General features: G+C 59.2%; 21 protein-coding genes. 9 read left to right on the top strand and 12 right to left on the bottom strand.

Going from position 1 to position 20,847, the window contains the following annotated elements:
* Positions 1-2 precede the first annotated feature (2 nt).
* Positions 3-359, top strand: coding sequence for an NADH:ubiquinone oxidoreductase (locus ACIQVE_RS11060; protein ID WP_402807835.1), 357 nt, complete (start codon positions 3-5; stop codon positions 357-359).
* 4 nt (positions 360-363) lie between these two features.
* Here the strand turns inward: ACIQVE_RS11060 and ACIQVE_RS11055 are convergent, their stop codons facing one another.
* Positions 364-1,014 (bottom strand): DUF1826 domain-containing protein, encoded by a 651-nt coding sequence (locus ACIQVE_RS11055; protein ID WP_402807833.1) that lies wholly within the window; start codon positions 1,012-1,014, stop codon positions 364-366.
* Positions 1,014-2,219 carry a zinc metallochaperone GTPase ZigA gene (zigA, locus tag ACIQVE_RS11050; RefSeq protein WP_402807830.1) on the bottom strand — a complete coding sequence of 402 codons (1,206 nt, stop codon included), beginning with the start codon at positions 2,217-2,219 and terminating at the stop codon, positions 1,014-1,016. Before zigA ends, ACIQVE_RS11055 begins: the two co-directional genes overlap by 1 nt.
* Before the next feature lie 222 nt (positions 2,220-2,441).
* On the opposite strand from zigA, the gene ACIQVE_RS11045 reads away from it, so the two are divergent.
* Positions 2,442-2,819 (top strand): glutamine synthetase, encoded by a 378-nt coding sequence (locus ACIQVE_RS11045; protein ID WP_402807827.1) that lies wholly within the window; start codon positions 2,442-2,444, stop codon positions 2,817-2,819.
* Here ACIQVE_RS11045 and ACIQVE_RS11040 read toward each other — a convergent pair.
* Positions 2,816-4,018 carry an N-acetylmuramoyl-L-alanine amidase gene (locus ACIQVE_RS11040; RefSeq protein ID WP_402807824.1) on the bottom strand — a complete coding sequence of 401 codons (1,203 nt, stop codon included), beginning with the start codon at positions 4,016-4,018 and terminating at the stop codon, positions 2,816-2,818. The genes ACIQVE_RS11045 and ACIQVE_RS11040 overlap by 4 nt on opposite strands.
* An 84-nt stretch (positions 4,019-4,102) precedes the next feature.
* On the opposite strand from ACIQVE_RS11040, the gene folE2 reads away from it, so the two are divergent.
* The 6 genes from folE2 to ACIQVE_RS11010 are packed head-to-tail and all read left to right on the top strand — an operon-like array spanning position 4,103 to position 9,312.
* A complete protein-coding gene (gene folE2, locus ACIQVE_RS11035) occupies positions 4,103-4,999 on the top strand; it encodes a GTP cyclohydrolase FolE2 (RefSeq protein WP_402807823.1) in 897 nt (298 codons plus the stop codon).
* Positions 4,996-5,664 (top strand): metal ABC transporter ATP-binding protein, encoded by a 669-nt coding sequence (locus tag ACIQVE_RS11030; RefSeq protein ID WP_402807820.1) that lies wholly within the window; start codon positions 4,996-4,998, stop codon positions 5,662-5,664. The genes folE2 and ACIQVE_RS11030 overlap by 4 nt, the downstream gene beginning before the upstream one ends.
* A complete protein-coding gene (locus ACIQVE_RS11025; protein ID WP_402807818.1) occupies positions 5,664-6,533 on the top strand; it encodes a metal ABC transporter permease in 870 nt (289 codons plus the stop codon). The genes ACIQVE_RS11030 and ACIQVE_RS11025 overlap by 1 nt, the downstream gene beginning before the upstream one ends.
* A gap of 11 nt (positions 6,534-6,544) precedes the next feature.
* Positions 6,545-7,420, top strand: coding sequence for a metal ABC transporter substrate-binding protein (locus ACIQVE_RS11020; protein WP_402807816.1), 876 nt, complete (start codon positions 6,545-6,547; stop codon positions 7,418-7,420).
* Entirely contained in the window at positions 7,417-7,977 is a 561-nt protein-coding gene (locus ACIQVE_RS11015; protein ID WP_150616936.1) for a DapH/DapD/GlmU-related protein, read from the top strand. Before ACIQVE_RS11020 ends, ACIQVE_RS11015 begins: the two co-directional genes overlap by 4 nt.
* Before the next feature lie 3 nt (positions 7,978-7,980).
* Entirely contained in the window at positions 7,981-9,312 is a 1,332-nt protein-coding gene (locus ACIQVE_RS11010; RefSeq protein WP_402807813.1) for a dihydroorotase, read from the top strand.
* An 82-nt stretch (positions 9,313-9,394) separates the two neighbouring features.
* Here ACIQVE_RS11010 and ACIQVE_RS11005 read toward each other — a convergent pair whose 3' ends face one another.
* Positions 9,395-9,913 carry a DUF3617 domain-containing protein gene (locus tag ACIQVE_RS11005; protein ID WP_402807810.1) on the bottom strand — a complete coding sequence of 173 codons (519 nt, stop codon included), beginning with the start codon at positions 9,911-9,913 and terminating at the stop codon, positions 9,395-9,397.
* 132 nt (positions 9,914-10,045) lie between these two features.
* Between ACIQVE_RS11005 and cls the strand changes: the two genes are divergently transcribed.
* Positions 10,046-11,485 carry a cardiolipin synthase gene (gene cls, locus ACIQVE_RS11000; RefSeq protein WP_402807807.1) on the top strand — a complete coding sequence of 480 codons (1,440 nt, stop codon included), beginning with the start codon at positions 10,046-10,048 and terminating at the stop codon, positions 11,483-11,485.
* Positions 11,486-11,524: 39 nt separating this feature from the next.
* Here cls and cfaB read toward each other — a convergent pair whose 3' ends face one another.
* The 8 genes from cfaB to hflK (ACIQVE_RS10960) all read right to left on the bottom strand — a co-directional run bounded on the left by cfaB (position 11,525) and on the right by hflK (ACIQVE_RS10960) (position 20,808).
* Positions 11,525-12,712 carry a C17 cyclopropane fatty acid synthase CfaB gene (cfaB, locus tag ACIQVE_RS10995; protein WP_402807805.1) on the bottom strand — a complete coding sequence of 396 codons (1,188 nt, stop codon included), beginning with the start codon at positions 12,710-12,712 and terminating at the stop codon, positions 11,525-11,527.
* Positions 12,713-12,796: 84 nt separating this feature from the next.
* A complete protein-coding gene (locus tag ACIQVE_RS10990) occupies positions 12,797-13,585 on the bottom strand; it encodes a putative DNA-binding domain-containing protein (protein WP_402807804.1) in 789 nt (262 codons plus the stop codon).
* Positions 13,576-14,421, bottom strand: a complete 846-nt coding sequence (locus ACIQVE_RS10985; RefSeq protein WP_402807802.1) for a DUF692 domain-containing protein — start codon at positions 14,419-14,421, stop codon at positions 13,576-13,578. Before ACIQVE_RS10985 ends, ACIQVE_RS10990 begins: the two co-directional genes overlap by 10 nt.
* 64 nt (positions 14,422-14,485) lie before the next feature.
* Positions 14,486-14,737 carry a hypothetical protein gene (locus tag ACIQVE_RS10980; protein ID WP_402807800.1) on the bottom strand — a complete coding sequence of 84 codons (252 nt, stop codon included), beginning with the start codon at positions 14,735-14,737 and terminating at the stop codon, positions 14,486-14,488.
* Positions 14,738-14,847: 110 nt separating this feature from the next.
* Positions 14,848-16,755, bottom strand: a complete 1,908-nt coding sequence (locus ACIQVE_RS10975) for a heavy metal translocating P-type ATPase (RefSeq protein WP_402807799.1) — start codon at positions 16,753-16,755, stop codon at positions 14,848-14,850.
* Positions 16,752-17,813, bottom strand: coding sequence for a protease modulator HflK (hflK, locus tag ACIQVE_RS10970; RefSeq protein ID WP_402807797.1), 1,062 nt, complete (start codon positions 17,811-17,813; stop codon positions 16,752-16,754). Before hflK (ACIQVE_RS10970) ends, ACIQVE_RS10975 begins: the two co-directional genes overlap by 4 nt.
* A complete protein-coding gene (hflC, locus tag ACIQVE_RS10965) occupies positions 17,810-18,850 on the bottom strand; it encodes a protease modulator HflC (protein WP_402807795.1) in 1,041 nt (346 codons plus the stop codon). Before hflC ends, hflK (ACIQVE_RS10970) begins: the two co-directional genes overlap by 4 nt.
* A complete protein-coding gene (gene hflK / locus ACIQVE_RS10960) occupies positions 18,847-20,808 on the bottom strand; it encodes a protease modulator HflK (RefSeq protein ID WP_402807960.1) in 1,962 nt (653 codons plus the stop codon). The genes hflC and hflK (ACIQVE_RS10960) overlap by 4 nt, the downstream gene beginning before the upstream one ends.
* Positions 20,809-20,847: the final 39 nt, after the last annotated feature.

Genomic DNA, 20,847 nt, shown 5'->3' with positions numbered 1-20,847 from the left:
AGATGCGTTGGATGGGATGGTCGTTGCTGTTGCTGCTGGTGTCCAGCAAGGTGTTGGCCCAAGCCTGCGTGGTGCACAGTCAGGGCGAGCGGGTGGACGTGAAAGTCTGCCAACAGAACCGCAACATCCCGGCAAAACTGTTCAGCGACGGCTTCTGTCAGCCTGCGCTGGCCGGGCAGAACGTTGAGGTGCAGTATGTCGATCAATGCCCCACCGGCGCTTTCGGTGTGTGCAGCAACGCGCAAGTCGCCAATATGCCCTATCGCCAGGACATCCACTATTACGGTGTCGCCACTGACGCTGCCTATCTAAAGCCTTACTGCGAAGGCCAGAGCCAAGGCACATGGCTCAAGCCCTGAGGTGTTAGCCGAGCCAGTCGAGGGTCAGGATCAAACGGCGCTCGCCCGGAGCCGGTTGCGGCGAGCGGTGGATCAGGCCGAAACCTTCATTGCCGTGCCATTTTTCGCCTTTCAGCAGCGCCACTTCGCCGCTCTTGAGTTGCTGAATCGGTGTTGCGTCCTGCGGCTCGGCGTTGGCCTGGCCCAGTTGGCGTCGATCCATTACGCCCTCCTCCAGCCACTCACTGCCAATTCCCGCGTAGGTAGTGATCAAGCGCACCGGCACGTGATCGACGTGGAACCGCGGGCACATGGCTTTATCCAGCACCCGCAGGCGCAAACCAATACGCCGCGCACCGAGCAGGCAAGCGAAGGCACTGACCAGCCATTTCAGATCGGCGATAAAACCTTCGTAACCTTCCACATCGCGGAAGCTTGAGGCCAGTCCGCTGAGATCAGGCTCGGCGTCTTCGTCCGCCAATTCCAGACATAACGATTCCGCCAAGGGCTCGTTGAGTGACAGTAATAACCTTGCGAATTCGGCGATGTGCAGCGGCAGGTGTCGCTGCCAGACGGCGAGGTTGATTTCGTCATCCAGAATTCGGCTCATTGCTTCTGGGGCCGGGCCCTGATGCTGTGAGCGCGTTCGGTCTTGCAGCCGTTTCATCGCGAGCATCAGGCAGCCTCCTCGTGCCAAGGACCGAATGGATCCGGCAGCAATCGCCAGCCTTCTGCACCCAGTGCCATTTCATCGTCGGTCAACAGACACGCATCGAGCTCGGCAGATAGCTGTACGAAATTGATGTTCTGGCCGATAAACACCAGCTCCTGACGGCAATCTCCGACACTCGGCGTCCAGTTTTCCATGATCGCGACAGTACTTTCCTGATCCTGCGGCCATTGGTTTTTTGGCACGAAACGCCACCAGCGCCCGGCAAAACCATGGCGCATCAAGCCACCGGCCTGCGACCAGCTGCCGGCATCGTTGGGCTTGCTCGCCAGCCAGAAGAACCCTTTGGAACGCAGCAGCTTGCCGTTCAGCCACGGACGATCGATGAAGCTGAAAAAGCGTTGCGGATGAAAGGGCCGACGCGCCCGGTAGGCGGTGGAGGCGATTCCGTACTCCTCGGTTTCAGCGACGTGCTCACCGCGCAACTCCTTTAACCAGCCAGGTGCTTGCGCGGCTTTCTCGAAATCGAAGCGGCCGGTGTTGAGAATCTTCTCTAACGGTACTTCGCCCATCACCATCGGGATGATTTCGGCTTGCGCGTTGAGCCGCTTGAGGATGGCAGTCAACTCCTCGCGCTCGTGCTGGCTGATCAGGTCGATTTTGCTGATCAGCAGCACGTCGGCAAACTCGATTTGCTCGATCAGCAAATCGGTGATGGAGCGCTCGTCTTCTTCGCCGAGGGTTTCACCACGAGAAGCAAGGCTTTCGGCGGCTTGGTAGTCGAGCAGGAAATTTACGCCGTCGACTACAGTGACCATGGTGTCCAGGCGGGCGATGTCGGCGAGGCTTTGGCCTTGCTCATCGCGGAAGGTGAAGGTCTCTGCGACGGGCAATGGCTCGGAGATACCAGTGGATTCGATCAGCAAATAATCGAACCGCCCTTCTCGCGCTAGCTTGCTGACTTCTTCGAGCAAGTCCTCGCGTAACGTACAGCAGATACAGCCGTTGCTCATTTCCACGAGTTTTTCTTCGGCGCGGTTTAGGCTGACATCACGCTGAACTTCGCTGCCATCGATGTTGATCTCGCTCATATCATTGACGATGACCGCCACACGCAAACCCTTGCGATTACGTAGTACGTAATTCAAAAGTGTACTTTTTCCAGCGCCAAGAAATCCGGAAAGAACGGTCACGGGGAGTGCGGCTGACATTGGGTAATCCTCTTCAGATAGCAGCCGATCAGCGCTTTTGCGTAGCGCGTGACGTTCTGGGCTTCATACGGAGCTTCGCAGAAGGTAAACGTTTGAAATCGGCCGACTCAGGCTCAGTTCAAATTGATGTTATAGTATAACAATAGAGATTGGCCAGCCCTGCCCTTGCCCTTATCAACAAACAGTCGGAAGCTGCCTTTAAGTTCAGGCTCGGAAAATGTGATGAAAAATGCGCTGAAATGCTCGGTTTTGAGCGTCTTGCTGTTAACTGCAGCCACCGCTTGGGGACAAATCCCCGCGCTGGCCTCCTGCACGCGCAGCGCCACTCTTCTGGCCTGCGTGGATGCCGATGGCAATGCCTACAGCGTCAACACGATCGGCAATACGCTTTATCTGCGCGGTTTTGAGAAGAACGGCAAGCGGTATTGGGCGCAGACCAACAGTCGGTTTGGGCAAATGACGTTCTTCACTGGCATCGCTTCCGACGGTGAAGCCTGGGTCGGCTACACCCGCCGGGTGGGATGGACCACCATCAATCGCTTCTCCAGCTCAGGCGGCAGCAGCACGAAATTCACTTGCAGCCGAATGACCGGCTGCTAGACCCGCGCATTTTGCTGCTCCTGCTGCCATGCGATGTAGCTGTCGATCGGCGGATTCTTTTGAAAGTAGCGCTGTAAACCGTCGAATAAACCGTCAGCAACGGCTTGCTGGTGCCTTGCCGTGACCAGCCTTTGACTGTCGCGAGCATTGGAAATGAAGCCCGTTTCCACCAGGATCGATGGCACATCGGGTGACTTCAGCACGGCGAATCCTGCCTGCTCCACGCGTTTCTGATGCAGGGTGGTGATACCGGCCAGGCTGCCAAGAATCGAACTGCCGAGCTGCAAACTCGCGGCAATGGTGGCGTTCATCGACATGTCGAGAATCACCCCGGCAAGCATCGGATCTTTGTCTTTGAGATTCAAAAGACTGGTAGCGCCTAGCAGATCTGCGCCGTTTTCGCGTTGCGCCATAAACCGTGCTGTTGCCGAAGTCGCTCCGCCCTCAGACAGACAGTAAACCGACGCCCCAGAAGCCGTCAGTCGCGGCGCTGCATCGGCATGCACGGAGATAAACATATCGGCCTTATGCTGACGGGCGATCTCAACACGCTTGCGCAACGGGACAAAAAAGTCGTCGTTACGGACCAACTTCACATCGAATCCTTTTTCTTTTTTTAGGCGTTTTCCGAGGAGTTGGGCGATGGAAAGCACCACATCTTTTTCCCGCTCTCCTTTCGCGCCGACCGCACCGGGATCCTTCCCACCGTGTCCCGGATCAACCACCACGATGATATCTCGCTTGGGATGGGTCGGTTTTGAGAGTGTTTCACGTGGAACCATTGGAGAAACTTGCGGCTGATTTGGGCCGTCCAGATCCAATACCAAGCGGTATCCCTGCCCATCCTGAGGGGCCAAAAGGAAGCTGTTCAACAGCACAGGACTACTCAGATCGAGCACTATCCGCGCATCACTTTGGCCAAAACGGCCGGATCGGATTGATCGAATAACAGTGTTATTTAGCGCCAACTGACTGAAATCGCCACTCACACCGACCTCGCTCAAATCAATAATCAGCCGATCCGGGGCACTGAGCGAGAAGGTTGTATAGCGAACCGGCCCACTTAAATCGAACACCAGTCGCAGCTTGTCATCCGAGCGCCAAAGCCTCGCGTTGCGGATCTGCGTGGCGGAGGCATTGAAAGGCAAAGCCAAGGCCGCACTGGCCAGGATCAGATTGAGCAAATGGCGTCTGTGCATATGAAAACCTGTTCATGAAAAAGGCATCGTGATTCGTATTGTTATAATGTAACATCTAATTCAATCAACACGACGGCCCCGAACATGAATTCGCTGACACTTCCGGATATCGCCGCGCAGGCCACTCGCCAAGCCTTGCCACTCGAATGGGTGGGCATGCATGGCATTGCGTTGCCTGTTTTTTTGGAAGGCCAACGCCTGAGTGCAAGAGCTGACGCAGGTGTGAGTCTTGATGATGGTGAGGCGCGCGGAATCCACATGTCGCGCTTGTATCTGGCACTGGAGGCCCTCGAACAACGCAACATTAGCCCAGCGGTACTGCGCCAGATTCTTGAGCATTTTCTCGAAAGCCACGAAGGTCTTTCCAGCAACGCCTACGTGAAAATCCACACCGATTTGATGCTCAGACGACCTGCGTTGGTCAGCCCTTTGGCCGGATGGAAATCCTATCCAGCAACCATTTCGGCCAGCCTAAAAAACAGAATGTTCCACGTGGAACTCGAAATCGAAGTGCCGTACTCCTCAACTTGCCCGTGTTCGGCAGCGTTGGCGAGACAGCTCATTCAGCAACAATTCATCGACGACTTCGCCAACAAACCCCTGCAGCACACCGATGTTTTGGCTTGGCTTGGCTCGCCCCAAGGCATCGTCGCAACACCACACAGCCAACGCAGCACCGCGCAACTACACGTTCATCTCGACGAATTCATCGATGAGCTGCCACTGAGCGCGATCATCAATGATGCCGAAGCCGCCCTCGGCACCGCGGTACAAACCGCAGTCAAACGAGCGGACGAACAAGCCTTCGCCCTCGCCAATGGCCAGAACCTGATGTTCTGTGAGGACGCCGCACGCCGCCTGAATCTTGCGCTACGTCGCTCACCTGGAGTCAGTGCATTCCACCTGCGAGTAACCCACGCCGAAAGCCTGCATGCCCACGATGCCGTCGCCGAAAGTCATTGGGACCGGGAGCAGGCATGATCCGTTGCCAAGCCCTGAGCTGGGGCGCACCCGGCCAACCGCTGACCTCGCCCCTGAGCCTTGAATTCGAAAGCGGCAGTCTGACGGCAATCATCGGTGCCAATGGCTGTGGTAAAAGCAGCCTGCTGAAAGTCATCGCAGGCCTGCAAAGACCTTTGGCAGGAAAGGTTTCGTTGAGTGTTCCACGGCAAAGCGGAATCTCCTTCCTCCCGCAACAACAGCACCTGGATCGCCAGTTCCCGATCAGCCTCGAAGAGTTGGTGGCCGCCGGTTTCTGGGGCCGCAGATTGTCCACGCAACTGCGCGCACAGCGCCTCGTCGCTGCACTGGAAAACTGGCACCTGAATGGACTCAATCAACGCCCCTTGATGGCCTTGTCCGGCGGTGAATTACAACGCGCTTTGCTCGCTCGATTGAGTCTGACCGACGCACCCGTTTTGCTACTCGACGAACCACATGCTGCGCTCGATGAACTGGGCCAACAGTTGCTGTGGCAACACATCCACGCCTGGCACGCCGAAGGTCGAACACTGATCGTGGTGTGCCACGACCTCGCCGCCGTTCGCCAACACATTCCGAAAACGCTGCTGATCAAAAACAGAGCCTGCGTATTCGGCGCGAGCGAGGAACTCATTCTGCAAACACCTCATACGCAGGTGGCCTGATGCTCACCACCGTCGCGCACCTCTGGCAACCGTTCAACGAGTTCGTCTTCATGCGCCGCGCCCTGCTCGGAGGTCTGGTGTTGGCCTGCAGCACCGCTCCTCTCGGGGTGTTTTTGATTTTGCGACGCATGAGCCTGATCGGTGACGCCGTTGCACACGGCATCCTGCCCGGTGCCGCGTTGGGCTTCTGGTTCGCCGGCCTGAGTCTGCCTGCACTCACCATCGGGGGCCTCGGCGCAGGTCTGAGCATGGCCGGACTCGCCGCATGGATCACTCGCAAAACAGGTCTGCGAGAGGACGCCAGCCTCGCCGCCATCTATCCAATATCGCTGGCCAGCGGTGTGCTGATTCTTGGCATCGCCGGCAAACGCCTCGACCTTTTACACCTGCTCTTCGGGTCGGCATTGGCGGTCGACGGACCGACCCTCAACGGCATGCTGTGGGTATCGACCTTCAGCCTGATCGCCATGGCACTCATTTATAAAGCGTTGCTGCTCGACACCCTCGACCCATTGTTCCTGAGAACCGTCAGCCGACTTGGCCCACTCGCCCATGGCGTGTTCCTGACATTGGTCGTGCTGAATCTGGTCATCGGCTTCCAGGCGATCGGCGCGCTGATGGTCGTCGGACTGATGATGCTGCCCGCAGCCAGCTCGCGATTCTGGAGTCGTCGTCTGCCGATCCTGATTGCAGTCGCCGCCCTCCTCGGCTGCCTCTCGGTGTGGCTCGGTTTGCTGCTGTCGTTCTACTTCTCGCTACCCAGCGGGCCAGCCATCGTGTTGGTCGCCGGGGCCGGGTATCTGCTCTCCGTGGTGTTCGGACCGGTTCACGGTCTATTGCGCCGCCCACCCTTGCTTACATCCCAATGAGGTGTTTCCCGATGCGCGTTCTATTAGTGCTGTTCAGCCTGATGCTGTCGATGTCATTGTCGGCGGCGGAGAAGTTGCCGGTGGTGACCAGCTTCAGCATCCTCGCCGACATGGTTCATCAGGTCGGTGGCGAGCATATCCAGATCACCAATATGGTGGGCCCGGACGCAGATGCACACACCTATGAGCCGACCCCGGACGATGCCAAAGCCCTGCTCAAAGCCAAGCTGATCATCAAGAATGGCTTGGGCTTCGAGCCGTGGCTCGATCGCCTGGTGACCAGCACCGAAACCAAAGCCACTGTGGTCAGCGCCAGTCACGGGGTGATCCCGCGTTCGCTGGATGAGGACGGTGAAACCGTTCCCGATCCGCACGCCTGGCACAATCTGGCCAACGCCGAGTTGTACGTCGCCAACATCACCAAAGCGCTGGTCGCCGCCGACCCTGCAAACAAGGCCGACTACGAACGCAACAGCCAAACCTATCTGAAACAGATCTACGCCCTCCTCGCAGAAGCCAAGGCCAAACTCGGTTCGCTGCCACCGGGCAATCGAAAAATCGTCACCAGCCACGATGCCTTCGGTTACCTCGGTCAGGCGTACCGCATCGACTTCATGGCGCCACAAGGATTGTCCACCGAGCGCGAACCCTCGGCCGCTGAAGTCGCGGCGCTGATTACCCAGATCCGCCAAGCGAAGGTCAAAGCGGTGTTCATGGAAAACATCAAGGACGCACGACTGCTCAAGCAGATTGCTGATGAAAGCGGCGCGCACATCGGCGGCACGCTCTACTCGGATGCGCTCGCCGCCAGCGGCCCGGCCAGCACGTTTACCGGGCTGTTCGAATACAACCTCAACACCCTTTACAACGCGCTGAGCCAACCATGATCCGCAAGAATCCTTCAGGCGATCTGCCGCAAATCGCCGAGTCGGCCTACGTCGATAAAACCGCGATCATCTGCGGCAAAGTAGTGATTGGCGAAAATGTGTTTGTCGGCCCCTACGCCGTCATTCGCGCCGACGAAGTGGATGCCTCCGGCGAGATGGAGCCGATCACCATCGGCGCCAATTCGAACATCCAGGACGGAGTGGTGATCCACTCCAAATCCGGCGCGGCGGTGACCATCGGCGAGTTCACCTCCATCGCCCATCGTTCGATCGTGCATGGCCCGTGCGTGGTCGGCGACCGTGTGTTCATCGGCTTCAACAGCGTGCTGTTCAATTGTGTGGTCGGCGACGGCTGCGTGGTGCGGCACAACTCGGTGGTCGACGGGCGCGATTTGCCAGACGCGTTCTACGTGCCCTCCACCACCCGAATCGGCCCGAACACTGACCTCTCGCAATTCCCGCCGGTGAGTGTCAGCGCCTCGGAGTTTTCCGAAGACGTGGCGCGTACCAACGTCGATTTGGTGCGCGGCTACAAAGCCTTGCAGAACGAGTTTTAGACCATGAGCAGCGTGCTGATTCGCAACGCCAGAATGATCAACGAAGGACGTGAGTTCGATGGGGATCTGCTGACCAGCAACGGTCGTATCGTCAAGATTGCGCGCAGCATCGAAGGTGAAAACGCGACTGTCGAAATCGACGCGGGCGGTCAGTGGTTGTTGCCGGGGATGATCGATGACCAGGTGCATTTCCGCGAACCCGGTGCGCCGGCCAAGGGTAGCATCCACACCGAATCTCGCGCGGCAGTCGCGGGAGGCATTACCAGTTTCATGGACATGCCCAACACCAACCCCGCCACCCTCAACCTCGAAGCGCTGGCTGACAAGAAGCGCCGGGCGGCGATCAGCTCAGTGGCCAATTACGGTTTTCACTTCGGTGTCAGCCAGGACAATCTCGACACCGTCGCCGCGCTCAATCCCAGCGAAGTGGCCGGCGTCAAAGTGTTCATGGGCGCCTCCACCGGCAACATGCTGGTGGATGATCCGAAGATTCTTGAGCGGTTGTTTGCTGACGTGCCGACGATCTTGCTGGCTCACTGCGAACACACGCCAAGCATCAACGCGAACGCGGCCAACCTGGGTGATCTGTTCGGTGATCATCTGCCGCCCGCCGCTCATGCGCTGATTCGTAATGCCGAGACTTGCTATCGCTCATCTTCGTTGGCCGTGGACCTGGCCAAGCGTTACGGCACACGACTGCACGTTTTACACCTCACCACCGCCCGAGAACTGGAGCTGTTCGAAGACAAACCACTGGCACAAAAACGCATCACGGCTGAAGTCTGCCTGCATCATCTGCTGTTTGATGATCGCGACTATTCAACGCTCGGCAACCTGATCAAGTGCAATCCGGCGATCAAGACTCAGGCCGATCGTGATGCTTTGCGCGCAGCGTTGAACTCCAATCGACTGGACGTCATCGGCAGCGATCATGCGCCACATACCTGGGCTGAAAAACAAAGACCTTACGCCGAGGCACCTTCAGGTTTACCGCTGGTGCAGCATGCATTGCCGGCGTTGCTGGAACTGGTCGCGGACGGCGTTCTATCGATCAGCACCCTGGTGGCGAAGACCAGCCATCGCGTGGCGGATCTGTTTGCGATTCCGGATCGAGGCTATTTGCGTGAGGGGTATTGGGCGGATCTGGTGTTGGTTGAGCCGCAGACTTTCGAGGTGTCTCGACAACCGATTCTGTCGCAGTGCGGATGGACGCCATTTGCCGGGAGAAGCTTTCGGCATCGGGTCAGTACGACGCTGGTGTCAGGGCAGATAGCCTGGCAGGACGGTCAGGTGAATGAAGGTTGTCGCGGTTTGCCGTTGCGGTTTATGCGCTGATGTTGATGACGCCATCGCCAGCAGGCTGGCTCCCACATGTAGAACGTATTCCACTGTGGGAGCCAGCCTGCTGGCGATGCTTTTAGGCGCGGGGTTTGACCGCGCCGCAGTCTTGGCCCAGCCACACTGCACGTGTCTCAAGACTGCCCTTCTGGTTGATACCGATGGCGTTGAACGTGCCGTTGGCGACCGTGTTGAATTCCCGATCACTGAGGAATGTCGCAACACCCGTGCCCTGCGCTTTCGGGCAGCTGAAACGGAATTTCCACTGGTTGCCGTTGCGCTCGGTGATCTGCTGTTTGCAGCCCGATTGCGGGTCGGCCAGCGGAATATCATTGGTCGCCACTTGCTCAGGCGTCAGGCACGCGCGAATGCCCTTGCCACCGATATTGATGCCGTTTTTCTCCAGCGCCGCCCGCTGTTGCGGGGTCATCTGGCCTTGTAGCTGGCCGAGGATCGATTGCACGTCCATCGGCTGATCATCGACTTTGACGTTGCTCGACGTCATTTCCCACAGCCCCGGCTGCAGCATCTGCGCCTGAGCAACCACCGGCAATGCCAAACCCAGACCCAGCGCCAAACCCAGCAGACGAACGTTCATCGATAAACTCCTGATCAGTAGTGGCCGTTAGACGTCGGCCGATTGCTTCGGTTCATGCACCAATTAAATAGCGACATTCGCGGCGGAACATGGTCTGTTAAGCATTGAAATCTTGCGGAGCAAGGCTGCCCCATGGATTATTTTGGACCACACATTTTCGGTTATCTGATCGCCCTGATACACACCCTCGGCTTGATCGCCGCCGTTCACGCGGTGCTTACCGTGCGCACGGCTCAAGGCTCGATCGCCTGGGCATTGTCGCTGATCTTCATTCCCTACCTCACGCTTATTCCGTATCTGGTGTTCGGCCGCAGCACCTTCGATGGCTACATCAAGGCCCGGCGTCAGGCTAACGAACAGATGCGCCAGGCCATCTCCGAACTGAATTGGCGTCCGTGGGTAGAAGAAGCCCTGACGGCCCGTGCCTCAAGCGCCTACGCGTCATTGCGCGCCATGCCGAAACTGGGGCGCATGCCGTGTCTGGCGAATAACGAAGTGCAGTTGCTGGTGAATGGCCAAGCGACGTTCGAGGCGATTTTTCAAGCCATCGATCAGGCGAAGGAAGCCGTGCTGATCCAGTTCTTCATCATCCACGATGATCGGCTCGGTCAACGCCTGCGTGATCTGCTGCTGAAGAAAGCCAGTGAAGGCGTGTCGATTCATCTGCTCTACGACCGCATCGGCAGTCACGCTCTGCCCCACAACTATGTCCAGGCATTGCGCGATGGCGGCGTCGAGGTCAAAGCGTTCGCCAACCGCAGCGGCTGGCTCAATCGCTTTCAGGTCAACTTCCGGAATCATCGAAAAATTGTTGTGGTCGACGGCGTGGTCGGATTTGTCGGCGGGCACAACGTCGGTGATGAGTACATGGGAGAAAAACCGCCGCTGGCACCGTGGCGTGACACCCATGTAAAGGTGCGTGGTCCGGTGGTAGCGTGCATGCAGGAATCCTTCGCCGAAGACTGGTTCTGGGTTGCGCGCACGCTACCGCCGCTGATCCTGCCGGACGCCTACCCGGAGGACGGCGTGCTCTGCCAGTTGCTTGCCAGTGGCCCGGCAGATGCCTACGAAACCTGTTCGCTGTTTTTCGTCGAAGCTATCCACGCGGCGACGGAACGGGTGTGGATCACCAGCCCTTACTTCATTCCCGATGAGGCCGTGTTCGCGGCATTGCGTCTGGCGGTGTTGCGCGGTGTCGACGTGCGTTTACTGCTACCTTCGCGTCCCGATCACCGCATCGTCTACGCTGCGTCGAGCCTTTACGCCTTCGAAGCGGTGCGCGCCGGCGTGCGGGTGTTCCGTTACGAACCCGGTTTCCTGCATCAGAAAGTGGTGTTGATCGACAGCGAGATCAGCGCTATTGGCAGCGCCAATCTGGATAACCGTTCGTTCCGCTTGAATTTCGAAGTGATGCTGCTGACCGTCGACAGTGACTTCGCCGCCAACGTGGAACAGATGCTGATCGAGGATTTTGAGCAGTCTTACGAGATCGCCAAAGAAGAAAGCCGGGAAGTCCACCGCCTGCAACAGGTCGGCATGCGGATCGCCCGGCTTATTTCACCGATTCTCTGAGATTCCCAAACCCTCTGCGCAGGGAAAGGGAGACGGGAATCAAGGGTGGTAGATGTCGTCGCGAGTCCATGGCAGTTCATGGCTGCCATCGGCGTGCGCTTTCACCGCGAGGATCTGATGCAGATTGATCCAGCCGCGCGCGAACGCGTAAGCACAGCCGGCCAGGTACAGCCGCCAGATGCGCAGGGCCTGATCCGGCACCAACTTAGCTGCCGCTTCAAGGTTGTCCTCCAACCGCTCGCTCCAGTGATCCAGCGTACGTGCGTAGTGCAGACGCAGACTTTCGACGTCGACAATTTCCAGCCCGGCTTCACTAATCTCGGCCGAGATCATCGACAGATGCGGCAACTCGCCATTGGGGAATACGTATTTCTCGATGAACTCGCCGGCTCCGCGCCCTACCGGGCGGCCGTCAGTGTGCTTGGCGGTGATGCCGTGGTTCATCACCAAGCCGCCCTCCTTCACCGCGCCGAACAGAGTTTTGCAGTACTCGGCCAGGTTGGCGTGGCCGACGTGTTCGAACATGCCGACGCTGACCACTTTGTCGAAGCGACCGTCCTGGGGCAGATCACGGTAGTCCAGCAGTTGCAGTTCGATCTGGCTTTCCAGACCTTCGTCTTTGACACGTTCGCGGGCCAGTTCCAACTGCTCCTTGCTCAGGGTAATGCCGAACACTTTGGCGCCGAATTCCCTCGCGGCGTAACGCGCCAACCCGCCCCAGCCACAGCCGACATCCAGCAGATAATCGCCCGGCTGCAAACGCAGCTTGCGGCACAGATGACGGAATTTGGCTTGTTGCGCCTGCTCCAGCGTTTCGCTGCCGGTTTCGAAATACGCGCAGGAATACGCCATGTCGCTGTCCAGCCACAGCTGGTAGAACGCGTTGGACAGGTCGTAATGGTAGGAAATGGCTTTGGCGTCGGTTTCCTTGTCGTGCGCCGAACGCACGGGATGACTGTCGTCATCTGTACCGAGCAAGGCATTGCTCAATTCATCGCAGAGCCGGATGACCTCGCTGATCGAGCCCTCCAGGTCTAGCTTGCCTTCGACGAACGCCGCCCCCAGCGTGTCCAGACTTGGATGGGTGAACTGGGTAACCATCTGTGGGTCCTTGACCACGATGGTGACGCTGGGCGTAGGGCCCAGATTGAATTCATGGCCGTCCCAGAGTCGCAGGCGAAGCGGTAGCTGCAGATTCTGTAAGGCCGGTGGAAGTTGCGCGAGCATGGAAAATCCCCCTTGTTTCAGACGTCTGATCTGAGGGTAGACCATCCTTGAAAAATAGCAGGCTATCGATTTGATTGGCCGAATCTAACGTTCCAGACGCTCCAACAAGCCATCCTGCACCCACTGTTTCAGCCAGGTGACCGCTTGAAGTGCAGCGCCCTCACCATAGATGACTGCCAACGCCGCGCACAGTTCGGAGAAACTCCAGCCTCTGTTGAGCACCCCGTTCAGGGCCGAGGCTTCGGGAGCTTCCAGACTGCGGTAATTACAGATCAAATCATTACGCCAGATCAGGCAGACCTGAGGGGCCGCAAGCGCAATGCTTTCAGGGAAATCGCACGCTTCCTTCACCGCGCGCCACAGCGAGAGACTATTGAACTGGCACTCCAGCCTTTGCAACGACGGTGTGGGTTTGAACTGCAACCCGGGCCATTCGTCCGGAGCCAGCGACGCCATCGTTTCGAGGGTTAACGGCGAACCTGCTGGCGCATCAAAGGCCAGCGTGAACGCCCATTCCAGCGCAGCCAATTCGGCCAGTGGTGCGCTCTGCTCCGGCACCAGATGCTCACGGATAAAGCCGGCGAACCCCTTGCCCAGCCATCGCAGGCTGTAGTGCGCCGACGGGTATTGGCGGATGTACGCGGTAGCCAGCAGGTCGAATTCTTCGTCGCCCATCCAGTGCCAGATCGTCGGGTAATCCGTGCGCAACACTTCCAGCAAACGCGCCTTGTAGGCGTTGTGATAAATCGCCAGACCGGTGTCGATATCCAGCGTCGGGCCGCCGATCAGGCTCTTTCCCAATGCCAGGTTGGCCGTCGCGGCGTCATCCAGCAGAAACGATTCGAAGGCCAGCTGCCATTCTCTCAGGCGCATTGCTGCCTCCCGGCCAAGACATTGCTACCCAGCTCGCGAGCCTTTTGCAGTTCATCGAGCAACTCTTCAAAGGGCGGAAAATGATCGTCGCGTTCCAGTAATGTCGCCACCGGGCCGAAGTGTTCCAGTGTGCGCTGATACAGCGCCCAGACCGGATCACTCACCGGATGGTCGTGGGTGTCGATCACGTAGTCGCCGTAATCGCTGTGCCCTGCCAAGTGCAACTGGCGCACTTTGTCCTTGGGCAGGCTTTCAATAAAGGTCCACGGATCGAAGCCGTGATTACGCGAACTGACGTAGACATTGTTAACGTCCAGCAGCAACTCGCAGCCGCTCACCCGGCTCAGTGCGGCGAGAAATTCCCACTCGGTGAAATCATCCGAGGCGGCGCGAACATAACTGGAGACGTTCTCCAGCACCAATGGACGCTGCAGCACATCTTGAACCTGGGCCACTCGGCCAGCGATGTATTCGAGGCTCTCTTCGGTGTACGGCAGCGGCAGCAGATCATGCAACTGACGAGCGTTGCCGCGGCTCCAGCACAGATGGTCGGAGATCCACGCCGGTTTGACCCGCGCTGCCAATTGCTTGAGTTGATTGAGATAGTCCGGGTCGAGGGCATGCGGCCCGCCGATGGACAGGGAGACACCATGCATCACCAGCGGATAGCGCTCGGCGATGGCGTCCAGGTAGTACAGAGCCTTGCCGCCCTGCACCAGGAAATTTTCCGAGACCACTTCAAACCAGTCCACGGCGGGCGACTGTTCAAGGATCTGCTGGTAGTAAGCGCTGCGCAATCCCAGGCCGTAGCCGAGGAAAGGAAGAGAAGCAGACATGTGTGGGCTCCTGATAAAAGTGGCCGCAGTGGCGTGAACCACTGCGGCGGCACTTACCGGTCAGTTATTCGCCGACCTTGCCACCTGCTTTTTCGCAAGCCGCCTGAGTCATTGCTTTGAAGCCTTGGCCTTTGCAAGCGCCCATGCCTTTGCAAGCGTGGTCTTTGGTTTTGCAGTCGTTCTGGCCTTTGCAGGAAGTCACGCCGTAACAGTGCACGTTGGCATCGGCGGCGACCACATTGGTGGTTACACCGGCAAACAGGGTAGCGGCGGCCAAAGCGAGAGCGGCACCAGCAGCAGCGGTCTTGATAGTCATTTTTCTTATCCTCGGTAAGCATCAGGGGTGTCGGTTGAAAGGTTGTTCAGTCCCGACATAGCACTAGAGAACGCTGCCCTGATGGCGTTACATCGGGGCGAAAAATAATTTCAAATTTCTTCCTTGAGCTGGAGCAGCGGCTCTTGAAAGCGTAGCAAACGCCCGGCATTGCCCAACACCAGCAATGTGCTGAGGTTGTGCAATAACGCAGCAATCATTGCCCCGGCAGCGCCGAGCCAGCCGAAAGCGGCGAACACGACGATGGCCAGCGTCCAGCCCAGGCCGATGATCACGTTGACCTGCAAGGTTCGCCGGCACTGACGGCTCAGCCGCACGCAGGTACCGAGCCGACGCAGATCGCTGCCGATCAACACGATATCGGCCGAAGCCAAGGCAATGTCTGCCCCGCCCGCGCCCATCGCCACACCGACCACGCCAGCCTTGAGCGCCAGCGAGTCGTTGATGCCGTCGCCCACCACCATCGGCCGGAAACCGTTGTTGATTTCTTTTAGCACACGATTGAGTTTGTCCTCGGGCAATGCCTGAGCTTCGACTTCTTTCAAGCCGACTTCACGGGCCAGTGTGTCGGCCACACTTTGTCGATCGCCGGTCAGCAACAGTTGCCGCCCAAGGCCTAACTCACGCAATTCACTGAGGGCAAATCGGGCTTCCGGTTTGACGCTGTCAGCCAACAGCAGCCAGGCGAGAAACTCACCGTTCAAGGCCAGGCCGGCAATCGGTCCATCGTGTTCAGGGACAGTCGTAGTAGTGATGCCCAGTTGTGCGAACAACTCCGGACGACCCAGCGCTGCTTCGCCCTGCCCGGTCATGGCGACTACACCGAGGCCCTGCCGTTCGTGGATATCGGTGAGTGGCAAACAGTCGTCCTGATTGACCAACCCCGCCAGCGCACGACTGACCGGATGACTGCTCGCCGCGCCCAGACTGGCGGCGAGCGCCATGAGCGTCGACTGATCCGCGTGCGAGCTGTTGATCGACTGCAAGCGCAAGGTGCCGTAAGTCAGGGTGCCGGTCTTGTCGACGACCAGCGAGGTGAGATCGGCCAGCTCTTCAAGGAAGGCCGAGCTGCGGATCAGAATCCCGTGCCGCGCCGCCACCGCCACGCCGGCAATCGCCGTTGCCGGTGCCGACAACACCAACGCGCACGGACACGCGGCGACCAACACCGCGAGCATCGCTTGCGCATCATTTGTGATGAACCAGGTGACTGCCGCCAACAGCAACACCAGCACCATGTAACTGCCGGCATAGCGTTCCAGCAATCGGGTGATCGGCGGCTTCGAACGCTCGGCGTTTTGCATCAGCGCGATAACTTTGCCCAACGTCGACTCGTCGCCGGTGCGGGTCACTTCGATGCGCAGCAAACCGTCGAGGTTGATCGCGCCGCCAAACACCGTCATGCCGACGCTCGCTTCCACCGGTACGGATTCACCGGTAATCGACGCGGTGTCGAGGCTGGCCTGGCCGGACAAAACGCGCCCGTCCGCCGGCACCCGATCACCCGCACGGACCTCGACGGTGTCACCGGACTTGAGCGTGCCGTTGTCGACTTCAATGATCGAGCCGTCAGCTTGAATCTTGCGGGCATGACTGCGGGTCAATTGACCGAGTGCGTGAATCGCTTCCTGCGAGCCAATGACGCTACGCTCCTCCAGCACATGGCCGAAGATCATGATGATCGGCAGTAACGCGGCGGTCAGCAGATCGCCCGTCGCCCATGCCCCAAGCATCGCCAGGGCAATCAGTTGGTCGGTAATGCCGTGCAGGCTCGGATACCGCAGGCTGTACCACGCTGAACGCATCACCGGAACGGCGACTAATAAAGAAGCAACACCCAGCAGCAACTGACTGACACCGGTTTGTTCCGGCACCAGCCAACGCCAAATCAGACCGAGGCCGAGCAGACCGAGCGCGAGCATGGCCAACGTCAGTTGGCGCGCGGCGCGGCGTTGTTCAGCCGAGGACAGCAGGCTCGGTGCAGCGGTGGTCGCAGTCATTTACTGGCTCCCTGAATGATCAGGCGGGAATCGTCTTTCGGATCGACCGTGGTCACTGATCCTGCCTGACCAAGGATTTTCGGCATGCGCTCGCGGTACAGGCGCAGGAGCATTTGCGGGTCGGCTCCCTGAAGTTGGGTCTTGGCCAGACTCAACACCGTGGCAGTGTCGGCAGACGCTTTGGCCAAGCGCTCACCCGCCTGAGCGTGAGCGACTTGCAGCGTGCGATCGGCTTGTTCGTTGGCGGTCTGAGTAAGTTTCTCAGCCTCGGTGCGGGCGTTGGCCACGGCTTTGTCGGCTTGCTGGCTGGCGGTCAGCACCGCGTTGAACGCGCTGACGGCGGGACCGGGCAGACTCGATTGCACATCAACCCGCGCCACCTCGACGCCGATGCCCTGCCCGCTTGCTTTCAGATCAGCCAAGCGTTGGTTGATGCCTTGCACCAGATCACCGCGCAAGCGTTCGCGACGTTCGGCGGCCTGATTATCGGCACCGATCAACTCCGGTCGAGCAACCAGAATGGTGTCCAGATCCCGCGCAGCGGTTAGTGCCACGGCGCTGCGAGTGACCAGCCGATCAAACGCTGGCAGCACATGATCGCCCTGCAGCACGAAGTCATAGGGATCGGTCACTTTGTAAAACACTCGCACATCCAATTGCACGACGCCGGCGTCACCGGTCAATAAATAACCAGATCCGGCCAATGCATCGCTGAGCGGCGTGGCGAACGTGGCAACCCGATCAGCCTTCAACGCCTCATCGTTGCGCAGCAGGTTTTCCACTCGACGCTCGATCACTCGATCTGCCGCTGGCAGCAAAACCACCTGCTCGAATGGCTGCGGCCACGCCAACAGCAAACCGGCATTCTGGATGCGATCGAGCGCACCAAAGTGCAAAACCACGGCGCGATTCTGCGGATCAATCTGCCGGACATTCGAGAATGCCCAAGCCACCGCGGCCAGCACGGTCACGCCGTACAGGGCAAAAAACGCCAAACGCCCGGCCTGAATCCACGGACTGTTCAGCGAATATGTTCCACGTGGAACTTCTTCACTCATGGCTGCGATCCGGATTTGCTGCCGAGATTCGGCGGGCCGTCGACCAGAACACGGAAAGGCGCGGCATCGGTGCGCAGTATCAGCTTGGTGTCTGGCGTGACGATGGTGCCGAGGGTGTCCAGCGAACGCAGCAAGTTATACAACTGCGGCGAACTGGCGTAAGCGCGGCCGTAGATCTGCGCGGCTTCAACGCGAGATTGCGCTTCGATATCAGCGGCTTTCACCGTGGCATCCGCCTGAACAATCCGCGCATCACGCTCGGCCGCGGAACGGATTTGCGCAGCTTCACGCTTGCCGATAGCCGTGCGTTCGGTGGCAATTGTTTCACGCTCGGCGCGCATCCGATCGACCGTGGCGGTGAGCGTCACCGACGGCAAGGTCAGCCGTTCGATACCGACTTGCACCACGCGCACGCCGTAAGTCGAGAGAAGTTGCTGATCTATTTGCCGACGCAACTGCGCCTCGAATTCGGCGATGTGCACTTGATTGGCATCGGTGTTCACCAGATTCGCCAGATCAAAGCTGCTGGCCGTGGTTTCCAGAGCGGAGCCAACAAACGTCCGAATTTGCCGTGCGGCCTCGTCCGGTTGGTTCTGCACGGCGCGCATGAAGCGCTGCACATTGTCCGGATCACCCTGCACCTGCCACGCAACATAAGCCTGGACGATGATGCGTAAACCATCCCGAGTGCCGACATCCTGCAAACCACTGGAGGTTGTACGCAGGCGCAGATCCACCGGGATCGCCGCTTCGAATGGCGCGGGCCAGCGCCAGCTCAAACCCGGATCGAGCAATACCCGCGACGGATTACCGAAACGGGTAATGACTGTGGCTTCACCGGAGCGCACTTGCACCAGGCTCGCCGCGGCGATGGCGAACGCCACCAGCAACGCCGCCCAACCCATGCGTCGCCATGGAAAAGGCCCCGCCTCCTCCGACGCACCGTGGTGATGATGCCCATGATGATGGTGATGTCCGCCGTGGCCGTGATCGTGGCCACCGTGGTCATGATGATCGTGAGTGTGCGACTGGCTCAATGGGCGGCTCCTGGTTGAGCGATAGAACGTGCGGGCGTCGGATCAGCCGGCAGCGTGAACGTACGCAGATCGATAGTCGGCGGATTGCTGCTGCCGCCCAGTCGATGGTCGAGTACCAGCAATTTGGCTTTGCTCAGGCCTTGGCTGAGCTGACTGAGGTATTGCTCAAGAACGAACGCCTGACCCGCGCTGGCGTAGGCTTTTTGTTCGGCACTGAACTTCAGATCTGCTGCCTGCGCGGCGGCGCTGATTTCACGCGCGTTGGCGCTGGCCTGATCGCGAGCAAGGCTTGCTTGCATTTGCGCCTGATTACTCGCTTCAGCTGCGGCGCCGCGTTCACGGGAGATCAACGCCTGGGCACCGATTTGCGCCGCTTGCACGCCGTGATAGGCATTGGCGGCACCGGCGGGTGGGTGAATGGCCTCGACGACCGTGGCGAGAATTTCCACGCCGCTGTCGAGTTGTTGCAGATCGCTTTGCACCGCGAGGCCGATTTCTTCAGCGAGCCCTACCCTGTCCGCACCGAGCAAACCGTCGAGGGTGCGCGAGGCAAAATCGTGGACCAGAATCCGGCTGGCGGTGCTGCGGATAAGCATCGGCACATCGGCGCTGTTGTAAGTAGCCGCCAGCGCTGCTTGATCGGTGAGGCCGATGCGATAGACGAAACGCACATCCATATTGACGATTTGAAAGCTCTGCTGCTCGCCACGGCTGCTGGCGATCACTTGAGATTTATCATTCACATGGCTGGCGTCCCACAAGCGGTTGGCCGTCGTCGGCGCCGGGCCTTCAGCAGGTACGGGTTGAACCGGCGCCGGATTTTCGCCAACGCTGGTCGCCAGCTCATGCACCACGCCGTTTTCCACGCTCAACACCCGGCCCAGTGGCCACGGCAATCCTGCGTGCAAACCAGGGCCGAACACTTGCACCGGCTTGCCGAAACGCTCGTAGATGCCTCGACCTTGCAATGGGATTTCATGGAGACCGGTCAGCAACCAGCCGACCGCTACAACCAACGCCAACACCGGCAGAAACGCTCGACGCATGTAGCTGAACGCCCATATCTGGCGTAGATCGATGCCGAAGCGATTGTGCAATTCGTGCTGTAGCGCCAGCAGTGGTTGTGGCGGCCAGCGCAGCATGTCGGCGACGAAACTGCGCGCCAGCAGCGTCGGTTCAAGCTGTTCGCGTTGAGGGCTGAACAGCGATAGAACGGCGCGCAATAGCAGCTCGATTGCCACCAATCCCGGCAAGATTCCGATCAGCACCGAGAGGCGTACCGGCCAAACGGCGGTTTCGCTGGCGAACAACAGACACAAAGCGCCGAGCACCAGACTGATGATCGCGACACGCGTCAGTTGGGCTAGCGAACTCGCTTCAGGCCATTGCGCCGGGTTTTCCTGAGCCAGTTGCCGCTCTAGCACCAATAAACCGAACGCCAATAACAACGCCAACGCCGCACCGACTGTGGCAGACACGCCAACAATTGCGGGCGGCAATGTCAGGTCCCACACCTGCTCGATGCTGAGCACCACCAACAACGCCCAACCACCCAGCCACAACGTCGCAGCACCAATCAGGCGCAACAGATGCACGCTACGCTGGCTCAGACGATCGAGCAGGCGTTCATACCAGCCATCCGGCGCCGGCTGCTCATCGACGGCCAATGGCGTGGATGCCAGTGGATTCATCACCCGTGCACGCCACTGCGCGAGCCACCCAGCTGATTGCAGCCCGGCAACCACCACCAGCAACGCCGCGCTCTGGTTGACCAGCAGCGGCAGCCACAACGACTGAGGCGCAAACAGCCCGACAAAAAACGCCAGCACCCACCCCGCCCCGGCCAAACTGCCGAGGCCGATCGCCAAACGGCGTAACCGTCGGCCCTGTGTGGCCGCCTGCTGAAAGCGCGGCAGTCCGGCCACTTGCGTACCTTCAACCTCCAGATCGACTTGCATATCACCCCAAAGCCATCGGCTCACTGCTCATATCGTTAC

Source organism: Pseudomonas sp. NPDC098747 (genome assembly GCF_044760045.1).
Lineage (GTDB): Bacteria > Pseudomonadota > Gammaproteobacteria > Pseudomonadales > Pseudomonadaceae > Aquipseudomonas.
This window is presented reverse-complemented; position numbering and strand designations above follow the sequence as displayed.